The 14,222-nt window shown below is 62.9% G+C and carries 11 protein-coding genes; 6 read left to right on the forward strand and 5 right to left on the reverse strand.

The annotated features are described in order from the left end of the window. Positions 1-427: 427 nt before the first annotated feature. A complete protein-coding gene (locus tag JSS27_10800; GenBank protein ID MBS0209435.1) occupies positions 428-3,385 on the forward strand; it encodes a helix-hairpin-helix domain-containing protein in 2,958 nt (985 codons plus the stop codon). Between the two features lie 250 nt (positions 3,386-3,635). Here the strand turns inward: JSS27_10800 and JSS27_10805 are convergent, their stop codons facing one another. Both JSS27_10805 and JSS27_10810 read right to left on the reverse strand, forming a co-directional pair. Then, the gene (locus JSS27_10805; GenBank protein ID MBS0209436.1) at positions 3,636-4,646 is read right to left on the reverse strand and encodes a YhdH/YhfP family quinone oxidoreductase; all 1,011 of its coding nucleotides are present in this window, start codon (positions 4,644-4,646) and stop codon (positions 3,636-3,638) included. Positions 4,647-4,673: 27 nt separating this feature from the next. Continuing rightward, complete coding sequence (locus JSS27_10810) at positions 4,674-5,702, reverse strand: Gfo/Idh/MocA family oxidoreductase (protein MBS0209437.1); 1,029 nt, start codon at positions 5,700-5,702, stop codon at positions 4,674-4,676. A gap of 382 nt (positions 5,703-6,084) precedes the next feature. On the opposite strand from JSS27_10810, the gene JSS27_10815 reads away from it, so the two are divergent. Genes JSS27_10815 through JSS27_10825 form a run of 3 tightly spaced genes read left to right on the forward strand, consistent with a single transcriptional unit; the run spans position 6,085 to position 8,931 of the window. Continuing rightward, positions 6,085-6,492: a MerR family transcriptional regulator gene (locus tag JSS27_10815; GenBank protein MBS0209438.1), complete on the forward strand. Its 408-nt coding sequence runs from the start codon at positions 6,085-6,087 to the stop codon at positions 6,490-6,492. Between the two features lie 13 nt (positions 6,493-6,505). After that, positions 6,506-8,734 (forward strand): nitric-oxide reductase large subunit, encoded by a 2,229-nt coding sequence (locus JSS27_10820; protein ID MBS0209439.1) that lies wholly within the window; start codon positions 6,506-6,508, stop codon positions 8,732-8,734. Further along, on the forward strand, positions 8,731-8,931 hold the full coding sequence (locus tag JSS27_10825) for a DUF542 domain-containing protein (protein MBS0209440.1): 201 nt from the start codon (positions 8,731-8,733) through the stop codon (positions 8,929-8,931). The genes JSS27_10820 and JSS27_10825 overlap by 4 nt, the downstream gene beginning before the upstream one ends. Positions 8,932-9,043: 112 nt before the next feature. On the opposite strand, the gene JSS27_10830 is transcribed toward JSS27_10825, so the two are convergent. The 3 genes from JSS27_10830 to JSS27_10840 all read right to left on the reverse strand — a co-directional run bounded on the left by JSS27_10830 (position 9,044) and on the right by JSS27_10840 (position 12,334). After that, complete coding sequence (locus JSS27_10830) at positions 9,044-9,373, reverse strand: TfoX/Sxy family protein (GenBank protein MBS0209441.1); 330 nt, start codon at positions 9,371-9,373, stop codon at positions 9,044-9,046. Positions 9,374-9,401: 28 nt separating this feature from the next. Then, positions 9,402-10,895: a rhamnulokinase gene (locus JSS27_10835; GenBank protein MBS0209442.1), complete on the reverse strand. Its 1,494-nt coding sequence runs from the start codon at positions 10,893-10,895 to the stop codon at positions 9,402-9,404. Positions 10,896-11,110: 215 nt separating this feature from the next. Further along, on the reverse strand, positions 11,111-12,334 hold the full coding sequence (locus JSS27_10840; GenBank protein ID MBS0209443.1) for a hypothetical protein: 1,224 nt from the start codon (positions 12,332-12,334) through the stop codon (positions 11,111-11,113). A gap of 407 nt (positions 12,335-12,741) precedes the next feature. Here JSS27_10840 and JSS27_10845 point away from each other — a divergent pair, with 407 nt between their 5' ends. Both JSS27_10845 and JSS27_10850 read left to right on the forward strand, forming a co-directional pair. After that, on the forward strand, positions 12,742-13,584 hold the full coding sequence (locus JSS27_10845) for a phosphoadenylyl-sulfate reductase (GenBank protein MBS0209444.1): 843 nt from the start codon (positions 12,742-12,744) through the stop codon (positions 13,582-13,584). A 116-nt stretch (positions 13,585-13,700) separates the two neighbouring features. After that, positions 13,701-14,126 (forward strand): Rrf2 family transcriptional regulator, encoded by a 426-nt coding sequence (locus JSS27_10850; protein MBS0209445.1) that lies wholly within the window; start codon positions 13,701-13,703, stop codon positions 14,124-14,126. The last annotated feature ends 96 nt before the right edge of the window (positions 14,127-14,222 follow it).

Genomic DNA, 14,222 nt, shown 5'->3' on the forward strand with positions numbered 1-14,222 from the left:
TGCCGATTAAACATTTTTTTCGGCGCAGCAAAGCTAGCGGACCTGGGCACGGCGACAGCATTAAACCGACGGTAACGGTATTTGCTTCCACCCCTAGCGCCGGCGGTCTGAAGCTTGACAGTCGCCCAGGCAATCCATAGATTGCCAAATCGATTAAACCGGTTGATCTGTTGTGGTTGCGCGAACTTGACTGTCTCCGGTTCGATCGATCGACATGCGAGACGCTCCGAGTGAGAGGAGCGTCTTGGTGATCGGCCGCCCCGCGGCTCGAACGGTGGTGGGGAATGATTTGCTAGCAGGCCGATCGTGCCTGTCGGCTCGGGGCGCTCGGGTCAAGAGCGCGAATCACGGGATCGCCACTGCCGCCCGCCATCGCAAGCATTGCTGCTGGGTGGGCGGAAATCGCGGTTCGACGGAACGGGAGCGTATGCCCAATTTGCCGGTTATCGATCTGGGTCAGATTGCCGCCGCCGTGCGGTTACCGCTGGCGCGCGTCGAAGCCGTCGTCGGCCTGCTCGACGCTGGCAATACGGTGCCGTTCATCACGCGCTACCGCAAGGACCAGACGGGCGGGCTCGACGAAGAGCAAATCCGCGCCGTGCAAGAGCGCGTAATCAAAGAACGCCTGCTGGCCGAGCGCAAGCAGACGATTCTCCGCTCGATCGAGTCGCAAGGCCGGCTGACCCCCGAGTTGTCGGCGGCCATCGCCAAGGCCGACACCACCAAGCGACTCGAAGACTTGTACCTGCCGTACAAGCCCAAGAAACAAACCCTCGCCACCACGGCCCGGCAGCGCGAACTGGAACCGTTGGCGCTGGAAATCCTGAACGCCGACTCGGCCTGCGCCGACCTCGACGCGCGAGCGCGCGATTTCGTCAACCCGGACAAGCACGTCGGCTCGGCGGCCGACGCGCTGCTGGGGGCGGGTCACATCCTGGCCGAGATGTTCAGCGAGCGGGCCGATCTGCGCGAACGTCTGCGGCCGATCTTCGACCGCTCGGGACGAATCATCACTAGCGCCATCGAGCAAGAGTCCAAGAAGACTTCCGAGCCAGCGGCGCCAGCCAAGGAAGCTGAAACCCAGGAGGCGTCCGCGGACGAGTCGATTCCCGCGCCGGCCGTGGCCTCGACGACTGTTGAACCCGAGGCCGAAGCGCCAACCGACCCCGAACCCGCCCCCTCGGAACCATCCGTAGCTGCCGAACTGGCGAGCACGGCTGTCGAAACCACCTCGGAGACCAGTGCCGCCGTGGCCGAGGCTCCCGCGCCGACAGACAGTGCGGCTCCTGCCCCGGCCATGGCCAAGCCGGCCAAGGGGGAAGCGGGCAAGAAGAAAAAGGCCACCGATCTGCGCAAGCAGCGGAAGCTCGATCGCCAGAAAGAGCGTCAGGCCTGGCTGCAGCGCGCGTTCCGCGACTATTTCAACTTCAGCGACGAGCTGGGGAAGATTCCGCCCCACCGCATTCTGGCCATCAACCGGGGCGAGCGGGCGCGGATCCTGCGCATCAAGATTGAGTTCGACGTCGCCGGTATGCAACAGGCCGCCGAGGACTTGCTCGTGCCGGCCGTGCATCCGCACGCCGAGTTTCTGCGCGGCTGCGTCCGTGACGCGCTGACGCGGCTGGTGTTGCCGAGCCTGGAACGTGAAGTCCGCCGCGAGTTGACTGATCTGGCCGAAGAGCACGCGGTCGAGGTGTTCATCCAGAACCTGCGCAAGTTGTTGTTGCAAGCGCCGGTCCACGAGCGCCGTTTGCTGGCGATCGACCCGGGCTTCAAGAGCGGTTGCAAGCTGGCCGCGCTCGACGAGTTCGGCAACCTGCTGGATCACGGCCTGATCAACATCATTGGCAAGGAAGAGCGCCAGGCCGAAGCTCGCCAGAAAGCTGTCGAACTGATCGACAAGCATCAACTGAACACGATTGTCATCGGCAACGGCACGGCTTGCCGGGCGACCGAGCAATTTGTGGCTGGGCTGCTGGCCGGCGAACTGACGGGACGAAGCATCAGCTACACGATCGTCAACGAAGCGGGGGCCAGCGTCTATTCGACCAGCCAGGTCGGCCGCGCCGAGTTTCCCAATTACGACGCCACGCTGCGCGGGGCCATTTCGATTGGTCGTCGCTTGCAGGATCCGCTGAGCGAGCTGGTCAAGATCGACCCGGCCAACATCGGCGTGGGCATGTATCAGCACGACATGAAGGCCAAGCACCTCAAGGATTCGCTCGACGCGGTCGTCGAATCGGCGGTGAACTTTGTCGGCGTCGATCTGAACACGGCCAGCGCGTCGCTATTGCGCTATGTGTCTGGGCTGAATCAACTGACGGCCCAGCGGCTGGTCGAGCACCGCACCGCGAACGGCCCGTTCCGCAATCGCGAGCAACTCAAGGAAGTCAACGGCATCGGCGACGGCACTTTTGTCCAGGCGGCGGGCTTTTTGAAAATTGCCGGCGGCGACAACCCGCTGGACACGACCTGGATTCATCCCGAAAGCTACACGGCGGCCACGGCCGTGCTGTCCAAGGTCGAGGCCGCGCCGACCGACCTGCTCGACAAAGAGCGGGCCGCGTCGCTGGCCCAGCGCACCGGTCAATTGCAGGTCGACCCATTGGCTGGGGAATTGAGCCTGGGCGCGCTCACGCTGCGGGACATCATTGCCCAGCTTGGCCGCCCCGGCCGCGACCCGCGCGAATCGCTGCCGCCGCCGATGTTCAAGCAGGGGATTATCAAGGTTGACGATCTGACGCCGGGCATGGAGTTGGCCGGCACGGTGCTGAACGTGGTCGACTTCGGCGCGTTCGTCGACATCGGGCTGAAGGACAGCGGGCTCGTCCACATCAGCCAGTTGGCCGATCGGTACGTCAAGGATCCGCACGAAGTCGTCTCGGTCGGCGATATGGTGAAGGTCTGGGTGATCGAAGTCGACAAGCAGCGCCGCCGCGTGTCGTTGACAATGATCGAGCCCGGCACGCGCCGCCCACCGCCACAACGCCGCGGCCGCGACGAACAGTCCGGCGAGCAACAAGCAGGCGAACAGGGGGGCGGGCAGCAGCGCCCACCGCAACAACAGCGATCATCTGCTCAGCAGGGCTCTTCGGGCCAACAACGTCCGCCACGCTCGGCGCAACAACAACCGCAGCGTTCCCACGCGGCTGGCGGTCGACCGCCGCAGCAGCGCCATGAATACGCCAAGGGGCGTCCGGAAAAGTCGCGCGCGCCGGCCCAGTTCACGTCAAAGCCGCAGCCCAAAGAGATCGTGCCGCTGACCGAGGCGATGAAAAAAGGGAAAGCCCCGCTGCGGACGTTCGGCGATCTGAAGCAGTTCTTCACCCAGCAGCCAACCGAAGCCGAACCCAAGCCGCCGGAATCCGAAAAGCCTGCGGAATAGACCGCGCTTCGGTCAATGGTCGCCCTGCGTCCATGTCATGCGTCGCGCGCGACAAACACCCCTCCCTTTCAGGGAGGGGCAGGGGGGAGGGTCAAGGCGCTCTCGGCCTGACACGCTTCAACAACTGGCGGTTTGCCAAATCGTCAGCGTTCTGGCGGGTAATGCGTTTACCCTCCCTGAAAGGGAGGGATGTTCACCACTTGGCCTGCGACGCCAAAGAAGTCGCATACGGTTGCCATCAAGCGATCCTTCAGCGGCGCAAGCCTGGTTCGACCAGCAACCGGCCGGCGACGTGGCCGCCGCGAATCTTTTCGATCCACTCGGGCATCTCATCCAGGCTGGCCGTCGCCGCGACCAGCTCGTCGAGCTTCGCCGGTCGCCAGGGGCCGGCCAGTTTTTCCCACGTGGCCAAGCGCAGCGGCATCGCGCATTCGACCGAATCGATGCCGGCCAGTGTGACGTTCCGCAAGATGAAGGGGTAAACCGTCAGCGGCAAGTCAGTGCCGCCGACCAGTCCGCACGCCGCCGCGCAGCCGTTCCGCTTCAACGTGCGAACGACGGTCGAGAGCATCGACCCGCCGACGGTGTCGACCGCGCCGGCCCAACGCTCGGCCAGCATTGGCTTGTTGCTGGCGTCGGTCACCTCGGCACGGTCGATGACTTCGGCCGCGCCCAGCTTCTTCAACCAGTCGCGCGAGGCCGGCTTGCCCGAGACGGCCGTGACGTGATAGCCCAGCTTGGCCAGGATGGCGACCGCCACACAGCCGACGCCGCCACTGGCGCCGGTGACCAGCACCGGCCCGCTGGTCGGCGGGACTTCGGCGCATTCAAGCGCGGCCACGCAAAGCGCGGCCGTGAAGCCCGCCGTGCCGTAGATCATCGCGTCGCGCAGACTCATGCCGCGCGGCAGCTTCACGACCCAGCCGGCCGGCACACGAATCCGCTCGGCAAAACCACCCCAGGTGTTCTGTCCCTGATCAAACCCGGTGACCAGCACCTCGTCGCCGGGGCGAAGGTCCGGGCTCTTGCTTTCGAGCACCACGCCCGAGGCGTCGATCCCCAGCACGTGCGGGAACTTGCGGGTCACGCCGGGGTGCCCGGCCGCCGAAAGGGCGTCTTTGTAGTTGAGCGAGGAATAGCGAACGTCGATCAACACGTCGCCGGCGGGCAGGTCGCCAAGGGACCGCTCGGTGACGGCCAGTTTGAACTTGCCATCGGCTTCCTTGGTCACGAGCAAACAACGAAACGAATCGGCAGCCATGCGATGATCTCCGCCATGAACGATTGACTACACGCGAACCATTTTGCCAGTTCGCACCGATTGGGTCTGCTTCTGACACAGTTCGAGCGCATCGAGCGCCAGCGCCCCGGACAGCAGCTCCGACGGCTTGTTCTGCTTGGCCGACTTCACGGCCTCGGTCAACTCGGCCACGAACGCATCGACCGCCGGCAGCTTGGGTTGAATGACTTGCCCCTTGGGACCGAGGATGGTGAACGGGATGTTCATCGTCGGCTTGTCCGAAACCACGGCAAAGTCATAGACCAGCGTGGCCCCTTCCAAGTGGATCTCAAAGCCGTGCGTGAACGAGCGCCCCTGCGGCCCGATCACGCCGCCGCTGGCCGTGACGGCCAGATCGGGATAGAGGAACTGCGTCTCGAAGAACTCGACCACGTCGTCGCGCAGCCGACCGGTGCTGAACAGGGACTGGGGCATGCCGCACAACAGGCGAATGAAGTGGGCGTCGTGAATGTGCAGATCGACCAGCGGCCCGCCGACCTGATCGGGATTGAAAAAGTCTTTCAACCAGTGCGGCTCGGCAATTACCCGCTTGAAATGTCCGCCGAGCAGCCGGCCATACTTACCGCTTTTGATCAACTGGTAAGCGTGGGCATACTCGGGAAAGAACGGCAGCACCTGGCCGATGAGCAATTGCCGGTTGGCGCGGCGGGCGGCGTCGACCATCTGCTTGCCTTCCTTGACGTGCAGGGCGATCGGCTTTTCGACCAGCACGTGCTTGCCCGCGGCCAAGGCGGCCTTGGTTACCTCGGCGTGCAGCGAAGGCGGCAGACAGACATCGATCAGGTCGATCTTCGAATCGTCCAGCAGCATCCGCCAATCTTCGTAGCAATCGAGCGCCGACAAATCCATCATCTGGCCCGGCGGGCCGAAGTTCCCCTTGATCGAGCGCCAATCGCCGGCCAGTTTCTTCTTGTCGCGCGTGGCAATGGCGGCAACCCGCGCCCCGCGCACCTTCTCGTAGGCGAGGTAATGAATCATCCCCATGAAGCCGATGCCAACTATTCCGACTCGCAGCATTTGCACAACTCCGATCTGATACGTGACTTACGACTTTGCTCGACTTCCACAAATTGGGCGGTTTTTACAAGTTCCATTGAATTCCTGGCGCATTTTCATTTGGCCAAAGCACTTGCCCAGACCAGTCACCAGGAGATTCTGGCGATGCGCTTATTACGATACGCCAACGACGAATAGGCGATCAAGGCAATAGCGGTCACAGCCTCGGGAAAAGCAACGAAAGGATAACGTCGCGGGGTTTATGGAGTTCCCATCCTCCGGCCCGACTTGGTGTCCGGCTTCATTCTGACAAATGCCCACCGCTTCGGCTTGGCCCTTGACTCTGTAGTATACTCCAGGCTGTAAAACAGGCTCACCATCGCGGCTTGCGAAGGGACATGGGATGAAGACCATGAGAATCGGCGAGGTCGCCAAACTCTCGGGAACCGGGATCGAGACGATCCGATTCTATGAGCGGGAAGGACTGCTGCTGGAGCCGGAACGCCGCCCGTCCGGCTACCGGCAGTACGACGAGGCGAGCGTCGAACGATTGAACTACATCAGACGGGCCAAGGAACTCGGCTTCACGCTGGCCGAGATCCGGGAGCTTCTGCAGTTGTCGTTCGTCGCCTCGCACTGCGAACACATTCGCCAGCGGGCCGAGACAAAGATCACCGACATCGAACAGAAGATACGCAGCCTGCGACAAATGAAACGGTCGCTCGGCAAGATCGTGGAACATTGCCGAACGAAGGGCGCAACTGAGGATTGCCCGCTGGTTCACCAGGTGAAGAAGTGGCCGGCGGAATAACAGAGAGGATGCCATGCGACGACTCTGGATCGCCTTTACCCTTGTGATGGTCGTTTCCTTTCTGATCCTCGGCTGGATCGGCACTCGCATCTATCAGGAGATGCCGCCACTGCCCGCTAAGGTCGTGTCCAGCGATGGTGCGGTGCTGATTGACGACGGCGAAATCCAAGCGGGGCAAAACGTCTGGCAGTCGCTCGGCGGGATGGAAGTCGGCTCGGTGTGGGGCCACGGCAGCTATGTTGCCCCGGACTGGACGGCGGATTGGCTACACCGGGAAGCGACTTTCATTCTCGACCACTGGGCGACGACGGAGTTTGGCGCGGAATACGCCAAGCTCGACGGCGAACGGCAGGCCCAGCTTCAAGGCCGCTTGGCGAAAGTAATGAGGACGAACACCTACGATCCGGGCACGAAGACGATCACTCTGCCGCCGATTCGCGCCGAGGCGTTTCAGGCGAATCTCAAACACTACTCGGACGTGTTCGCCAACGGCAAAGCCGAGTACGCGATCCCCAAGGATGCCGTCTCCGATCCCGACCGGCTAAAGAAGCTGTCCGCCTTCTTCTTTTGGACTTCGTGGGCGGCATCCACCAACCGCGCCAATGCCGAGATTAGCTATACGCACAACTGGCCGTATGAGCCGCTGGTCGGGAACCGGGCCACGGGCGAAACGGTCGTCTGGACCGGCATGAGCATCATCATGCTCTTGGCGGGCATCTCGGCAATGGTGTGGTGGCACGCCGCCCGCAAAAGCGAAGAGGAAACGGCGGCGCTCCCCGAAGCCGATCCATTGGGCCAATGGGTTGCCACGCCATCGCAGCGGGCAACCATCAAGTATTTCTGGGTCGTGGCGGCACTCATTTTGTTGCAGATGTTGCTCGGCGTCGTGACGGCCCACTATGGCGTCGAGGGAGACGGGTTCTACGGCATCCCGCTCTCGAAGTGGCTGCCCTACAGCGTCAGTCGGACGTGGCACGTTCAGATCGGTCTGTTCTGGATTGCGACCGCGTGGCTGGCGGCGGGCTTGTTCATCGGCCCACTCGTGAGCGAACACGAGCCGAAGGGCCAACGGCTTGGCGTCAACATCCTCTTTCTGGCACTTCTGATTGTCGTCGCGGGATCGCTGACCGGGCAATGGTTGAGTGTGCAAAACAAGCTGTCGGACAACGTGTCGTTCTACTTCGGCCACCAGGGATACGAGTACGTCGATCTGGGGCGGGTGTGGCAACTCGCTCTGTTCGCTGGCTTGTTGCTCTGGTTCGCCTTGATGGTTCGAGTATTACTCCCCGCTCTGCGGCGGACTGGCGAGCAGAAGCAACTGGTAACGCTCCTGGCCGTGGCGAGCGCCGCCATCGCCCTGTTCTACGGCGCCGGTCTGACTTGGGGCCAACACTCCCACCTGTCGATCGTTGAATACTGGCGCTGGTGGGTCGTCCACCTGTGGGTGGAGGGCTTCTTCGAGGTCTTCGCCACGACGGTCATCGCCTTCTTCTTCATGCGATTGGGACTGATCGGACCCGGCATCGCGGCGGCGGCGGCATTGCTCTCGGCGACGATCTTCCTGTCGGGGGGCATCATCGGAACGTGTCACCACCTGTATTTCTCTGGCACGCCCACGGTCGCCCTGGCTTGGGGATCGGTGTTCAGCGCCCTCGAAGTCGTGCCACTGACGCTCGTGGGTTTCGACGCGATGGAAGACCTGCGGCGGTCTCGGCTCACGCCCTGGGTGCGGCGGTACAAGTGGCCGATCTACTTCTTCGTCTCCGTGGCGTTTTGGAACATGATCGGGGCCGGGCTGTTCGGCTTCATGATTAACCCGCCCATCGCCCTGTACTACATGCAGGGCCTCAACACGACGCCGTTGCACGGTCACGCCGCCCTGTTCGGTGTCTATGGCATGCTCGGCATCGGGCTGATGCTCGTCTGCCTCCGCGCGTTGATTCCGGGACAAGAGTGGAAAGATGGGGGGTTAAGGTTTTCGTTTTGGGCGCTCAACGGGGGATTGATGGCGATGTGTCTCCTGAGCCTGTTGCCGGTCGGTCTGATGCAGACCTGGGCTTCGGTGGAGCACGGCTACTGGTACGCGCGGAGCCCCGAGTTCATGCAGACGCCCGTAATGCAAAACCTCCGCTGGCTACGAGTGCCGGGCGATACCGTGTTTTTTCTCGGCGCCGTCGCCCTGGTTTGGTTCGTGGTGGGGTTGAAAACAGGGCATTCGTTTCGCAAGACGGAGACGCGATGACCACGTGCGACCTGGATACGTCGGTCCCCGATTGGGTGATCGAGCATCCCGAGACATGGCCGTGCTTTCAGCGACTGGGCATCGACTACTCTTGCGGTGGTAAGTCATTGGCGTATGCGTGTCGAGAGCGAGGCTTGGATGCCGCGATGGTGCTGCAAGAACTGCTTCGTTGCCTGAACAACCCGGGGCACACCTGACGAGACAATTTCAACCAAGGAAGCAAGCGCCGGTTAAATCCTCACGCACGGCCCGGCCAGGTCATCGACGTTCGCAGCCTGTTCGGTCATCACATTCTTCCTCGATCAGCGATTACTTGGCAGGCAATGCTTCGACGAACGCCAGCGCGCGATCGAGCCAGGCGCGCAATTGCCGATCGGTGTCGACGCCCTCGGGCTCGACCAGCGCCCAGCCGCGCATCGTCCGGCCCCCCACGTCGAATGGTTTGACGTGCGGCTCGGCGAGCGCGGCCGCGTGCTCGCCGGGCCCCACGCGCGCGATCAGCGACACGTGCCAAACGCACACCAGCATGTTGCCGTTGAGCAGGAACACCAGCCCGCCGAACATGCGCTTTTCGACCACGCCGCGCGTGGCTCGCAACTGCTGTCGCACGCGCTCGGCAAGTGATTCGCTGAACGGCATCGGCTGGACCGCCAGGAAACGAGAACGGTTACCGCACGGCGACTTTCAGGAACCGCTCGTACGCGGCGTCCCATGGGGCGCTGGCGCGCGGCGCGTAGTGTTCCAGCGCGAAGCTCCGGCCCACCACCTCGCGGGCCTCGGCCACCGAGCCGACCGCGCCTGCCGACATGGCTTGGACCATCACGTTGCCGATCACCGTCGCTTCGACCGGCCCGGCCACGACGGGGCGCTGGCAGGCGTCGGCCGTGGCCTGGCAAAGCTGTTTGTTCTGCGTTCCGCCACCGACGACGTGAATCGTTTCGATCCGTCCTTCGGTCAGGCTTTCGAGCGCTCCCAAGACATATCGGTAGCGATGGGCGATCCCTTCCAGGCACGCCCGGAAGACGCCCCCTTCGTCCGTTGGAACTGCCTGGCCGGTGCGGCGGCAATAGGCCCGCACCGCCTCGGGCATGTCGCCGGGAGCCTGAAACTCGGCGGCGTCGGGATCGATCACACTGGCCAGCGCCGGCGCGGCTTCGGCCAGTCGCGTCAGCTCGTCCCACGACAGGTTTTTTCCCTTTTGCCGCCAGACGCGGCGACACTCCTGGGCCAGCCACAGCCCCGTGATGTTCTTCAAGAGCCGGATCGTGCGGCCGACGCCCCCTTCGTTCGTGAAGTTCCAGCGCAAGCAAGCGTCGGTCAGCACCGGCCCCGGCGTTTCGACCCCCATCAAGGACCAGGTTCCCGAACTGATGTAACACCAGTCAGGTCGCGCGCCGGGCTTCGAGGCCGCCGGCACCGCCACGACAGCGCTGGCGGTGTCGTGCGTACCGGGGGCCACCACCTCGACATCGGCCAAGCCGGTTTCATCGGCCACTTCGGGGCGGAGCTTGCCCAGCCGGCTTCCTGGTTCGGTCACGGGCAGAAACATCTCGGTCGGGATGTCGAGCTTGCCCAGCAGGTCGCGGGCCCAATCGTGCGTCGTCGGATTGAAGCACTGTGTCGTCGAAGCATTCGTCGCTTCGCACGACTTCACACCCGTCAACAGCCAGTTGATCAGGTCAGGCATCATCAAGAACGTCTTGGCCATATCCAATTGGGGCGAGCGCTGCTGGCGCATGGCGACCAGTTGATACAGCGTGTTGATGCCCATGAACTGGACGCCGGTCTGGCGAAAGACTTCCTCGCGCGGCACCTGTTCCAACACGCGCTGCATCACCCCCGTCGTGCGCCGGTCACGGTAACAGCGCGGCTGGCCCAGCAGCTCGTCGCGGGCGTCGAGCAGCCCGTAGTCGACTCCCCAGGTGTCGACGCCAATACTGCGAATGGCGGCGCCATAGCGGGCGTGAGCCGCGCGCAGGCCTTCGACAATCTGCTGCCACAGCCCGAGGCTGTTCCAGTAAAGCCCGCCGCCGGCTTGAATGCCCCCGTGCTCGAAGCGGTGCAACTCGTCGAGCGCCAGCCGGCTGCCATCGAACCGCCCGGCGAAGACGCGCCCCCCCGAGGCTCCGAGATCAATCGCCAGATAAACTTGCTCTGCCATGATTGCATGCGCCTGCCAGAGGTGAAGCGAAGAGAGCGCCGAACACGGCGCGCCGGCGAGGAGCAAGATACCCGAAAACGAGCGGCAATGCGCCTCATGGGTGGCACGTCCCAAGCGCAGCGCAGGGCGTGGTGAAGCGCCATCTAGCTGGGCAGCCTGTACCAGCTTCCCCACACCCGAGAACGGGCGTGCCACCCGGACAAGACATGCCTGACTTAGGGGCGCAACTGTGGCACGCCGATCGAGTAGCCGTACCGCTGCACCAATTCCTCGGGGGACATGCCGTATGCCGCTTGCAAGGCGTCGGGCCAGTCGAGCCCTTCCTTGATGCCGTCGATGAACTGCTTGTATTTGCGGCCGTCGATTTTCAGCAAGATGTCGACCATCGAGGCGGCCACGCCGTACTGCCAGCCTTCGATGTTGATCCCCTGGTCGAAGAAGTTGCCCCCCAGGTTCCCTTGCTGCCGAGCCCGATCGGCGCCGGCTTGTTGCTTGCGCGCCAGGATGGTCCCTTTGACCGCCGCGCCGGCCACCCAGTCGGCCACCCCTTCGTTGACCCACGAGATAATGTGGATCGACGTCCGGTAGCGGTGCAAAAACCCGTGCGAGGTCTCATGAACCAGCAAGTTGCCGAACGCGGCCGGGTCGCTGCCGCGGAAGCACGTGACGATCGTTTTGCCGTCGCTGTAGGAATGGCACAGGCCGTAATAGGTATCGGTGTCGGTCTTGTTGAACTCCAGCCGCTCGTACGCCTGGAACGCGGCCTGTTCGATGAAGCAGACGACCACGCACTTGCCGTGCCAGATGTTCTTGCCCGGCGGAATGCTGAACACCTTGCACAGCTCGGTATACATGAGGTCGAGTTTCGTGATGTACTCGGCGATTTGCTCCTGGGGCATGTTGGTGTAGAACAGATAATACTTGGTCTCGTACAGCGTCATCGGCGGCGCGTTGTGCTTTTTGAACGATGCTTCGGTCTCGCTTTTCAACTCGCTGACAAGCTTGGCCTGCTCGTCGGTCGACAGTTCGGGCCAGAACTGGGCCCGCTTGCCTTCGAGGCGCGACTTCACCGCCGCTTCGTGCTCCAAGCGCTTCGAGCGCTTCTCCGGCGAATGAACAATCGCAGCCAGCTTGCGATCGAACGTCACGTCGGCTGGTTCGTCGCCGATGTTCATTTCGTCGATCATCGCCGCCGCCACGGTTTGCACCTTGCCCGAGGGGGGCACCTTGACGGTGATCGCCTTGATCGCGCTGGGCTTATTCGGCGCGGCGACTACTTTGGTCACCTCGGCGTCATCGATTGTCTTGCCAGCCTTGAGGACGATTTGCACTGTCTTGCCAACCAATTCCGCCAGCGGATTGGCCGCATCGTCGGCAGCCAGCGCCGGACGCGCGGCAACCAGTGCCCAGGCCACAGCGCTGGTGACCAGCAGCCCCAAGCAGACCGCCCTAGGAAAAAAAGTGCGCTTCGTGCGCAACGATTGCAACAGCCCGTCCATACCATTCCCCCCCGAACATCAACCTCTTCGGCTCAGTTCGCCCCACGGCGAGGGGCGCATTATGCCACGCGACGAAAGCCGGGGGCAGCGCCAGTCGGCGTGCGTCTTTGGCCTAGCGTGACGCAGCAACCGGTTCGCGGGCCAGCGTTAACGCCTGGTAGCCCGCGGACTTTTGCGACCTGGCCGGGGGGGCCAAATATCGCGGGCCGGTTTGCCGCTGGCATAACCCCTACAGATTGAAGTCCTAACGCCCGGCAAACCGATAAGAAGGATGATACGTAAGATAGTTGACTTTAATACGCATCATTCCTAGCATTGGCCTATGGCCATGAAGCGGTGAGTGTTCCATGAGTCAAGCGGCGTTTCACCTTACGTCAATCCAACCACTCGTAAAACTGACTGTGTTTCCTCCCCCTGCCACCAACGAGACCGCCGCGAAAGCCCCCCCAACCAATGACGGCCGGGTGGTTCCCACCGTGCCGACGCCCGCTTCGGCTGGGGTTGATTTGGGCTGGCTGGCGGCCGAAAGCGCCCTGCTCGAAGGGGCCACCCCGCGTGACATCGTCGCCTGGGCGGTGAAGCACTTCCACCCGGGCCTGACGATGGCCACGGCCTTTGGCCCCGAGGGAATGGTCATCATCCATTACCTGGCCGAGATCGATCGCACCGTGCCGGTCTTTAACCTGGACACCGGTTATCAATTCAAGGAAACGCTCGAACTCCGCGACCGCGTCGCCCAGCGGTACGGCATTGATGTCGAACTGAAGCAGCCCGAGTCGACCGTGACCGAGTACGAAGCGGCGAACGGCGGGCCGCTGTACAAGTCGAATCCGGACCAATGCTGCTTCGACCGCAAGATTCGCGTTTTGTATCAGGCGGCCGCCGGCCAGAAAGCCTGGATGAGTGGCATCCGCCGCGACCAGAGCAACGACCGAGCCGTGGCGCCGATTGTCGGCTGGGACAAGAAATTCGGTCTGGTCAAAATCAGCCCGCTAGCTAACTGGACCAAGCAGGACGTTTGGCGGCTGATCACCAAGGAAGACATTCCGTACAACGCGCTGCACGACCAGGGCTACACCAGCATTGGCTGCTGGCCCTGCACTCGGGCCGTGATGTTCGGCGAAGACGAACGCGCCGGCCGCTGGAGCGGCAGCGCCAAGACCGAATGCGGCCTGCATGTGCAAGGATGAGGAAAAAGTTGCTAGCGGCTAGTTCCTAGTTGCTAGGCAGAGGCAATCGGCCGACCGCCACGTAGCGTTCTTTTCACTAGCAACCAGCAACTCGCAACTAGCAACTTCCCCACCCCATGAAAGTCTCCGCCAAAACCGAATACGCTTGTCTGGCGATGCTCGAATTGGCGGCCAGCTATGGCTCGGGCCAGCCGGTGCAGATTCGTCGCATTGCCGATCGGCATGGCATCCCGTCCCGGTTTCTGGTGCAGATTCTGCTGCAACTCAAGGGGTCGGGCTTCGTCAACAGCACGCGCGGCGCCGCTGGCGGTTACGAGCTGGTCCGCTCGCCGCGGCAAATCACCTTGGCCGACGTCGTTAGCGCCATCGAAGGCCCCGACGAATCGTCGTCGGCCGTCAATTCCGACGCCGCTGCCGCCCGGGTGCTGCGGAATTGTTGGCAGGAAGTGACGGCCGCTGAAAAACGCATGCTGGCCGACATCTCGCTTTCGGATCTAGCCGAAAGGGTTCGCCGTCAGGCGGAACCGATGTATTATATCTGAACGCGAAACACTGAACGAAAAACGACAAGCGATCCTACGCGACGTTTGTTGTTCGAGTCGAGCGATTCCTCCCCGTCAGTTCCACTCTCCACCGGA

The sequence above is a fragment of the Planctomycetota bacterium genome (assembly GCA_018242585.1).
Lineage (GTDB): Bacteria > Planctomycetota > Planctomycetia > Pirellulales > PNKZ01 > JAFEBQ01.

What these genes read in the sequence shown, in the direction of transcription:
- JSS27_10800 (MBS0209435.1), top strand. Translation starts at nt 428, where the DNA reads ATGCCCAATTTGCCGGTTATCGATCTGGGTCAGATTGCCGCCGCCGTG.
- JSS27_10810 (MBS0209437.1), bottom strand. Translation starts at nt 5,702, where the DNA reads ATGCTGCGAGTCGGAATAGTTGGCATCGGCTTCATGGGGATGATTCAT.
- JSS27_10835 (MBS0209442.1), bottom strand. Translation starts at nt 10,895, where the DNA reads ATGGCAGAGCAAGTTTATCTGGCGATTGATCTCGGAGCCTCGGGGGGG.
- JSS27_10850 (MBS0209445.1), top strand. Translation starts at nt 13,701, where the DNA reads ATGAAAGTCTCCGCCAAAACCGAATACGCTTGTCTGGCGATGCTCGAA.
- JSS27_10830 (MBS0209441.1), bottom strand. Translation starts at nt 9,373, where the DNA reads ATGCCGTTCAGCGAATCACTTGCCGAGCGCGTGCGACAGCAGTTGCGA.
- JSS27_10825 (MBS0209440.1), top strand. Translation starts at nt 8,731, where the DNA reads ATGACCACGTGCGACCTGGATACGTCGGTCCCCGATTGGGTGATCGAG.
- JSS27_10815 (MBS0209438.1), top strand. Translation starts at nt 6,085, where the DNA reads ATGAAGACCATGAGAATCGGCGAGGTCGCCAAACTCTCGGGAACCGGG.
- JSS27_10820 (MBS0209439.1), top strand. Translation starts at nt 6,506, where the DNA reads ATGCGACGACTCTGGATCGCCTTTACCCTTGTGATGGTCGTTTCCTTT.
- JSS27_10845 (MBS0209444.1), top strand. Translation starts at nt 12,742, where the DNA reads ATGAGTCAAGCGGCGTTTCACCTTACGTCAATCCAACCACTCGTAAAA.
- JSS27_10805 (MBS0209436.1), bottom strand. Translation starts at nt 4,646, where the DNA reads ATGGCTGCCGATTCGTTTCGTTGTTTGCTCGTGACCAAGGAAGCCGAT.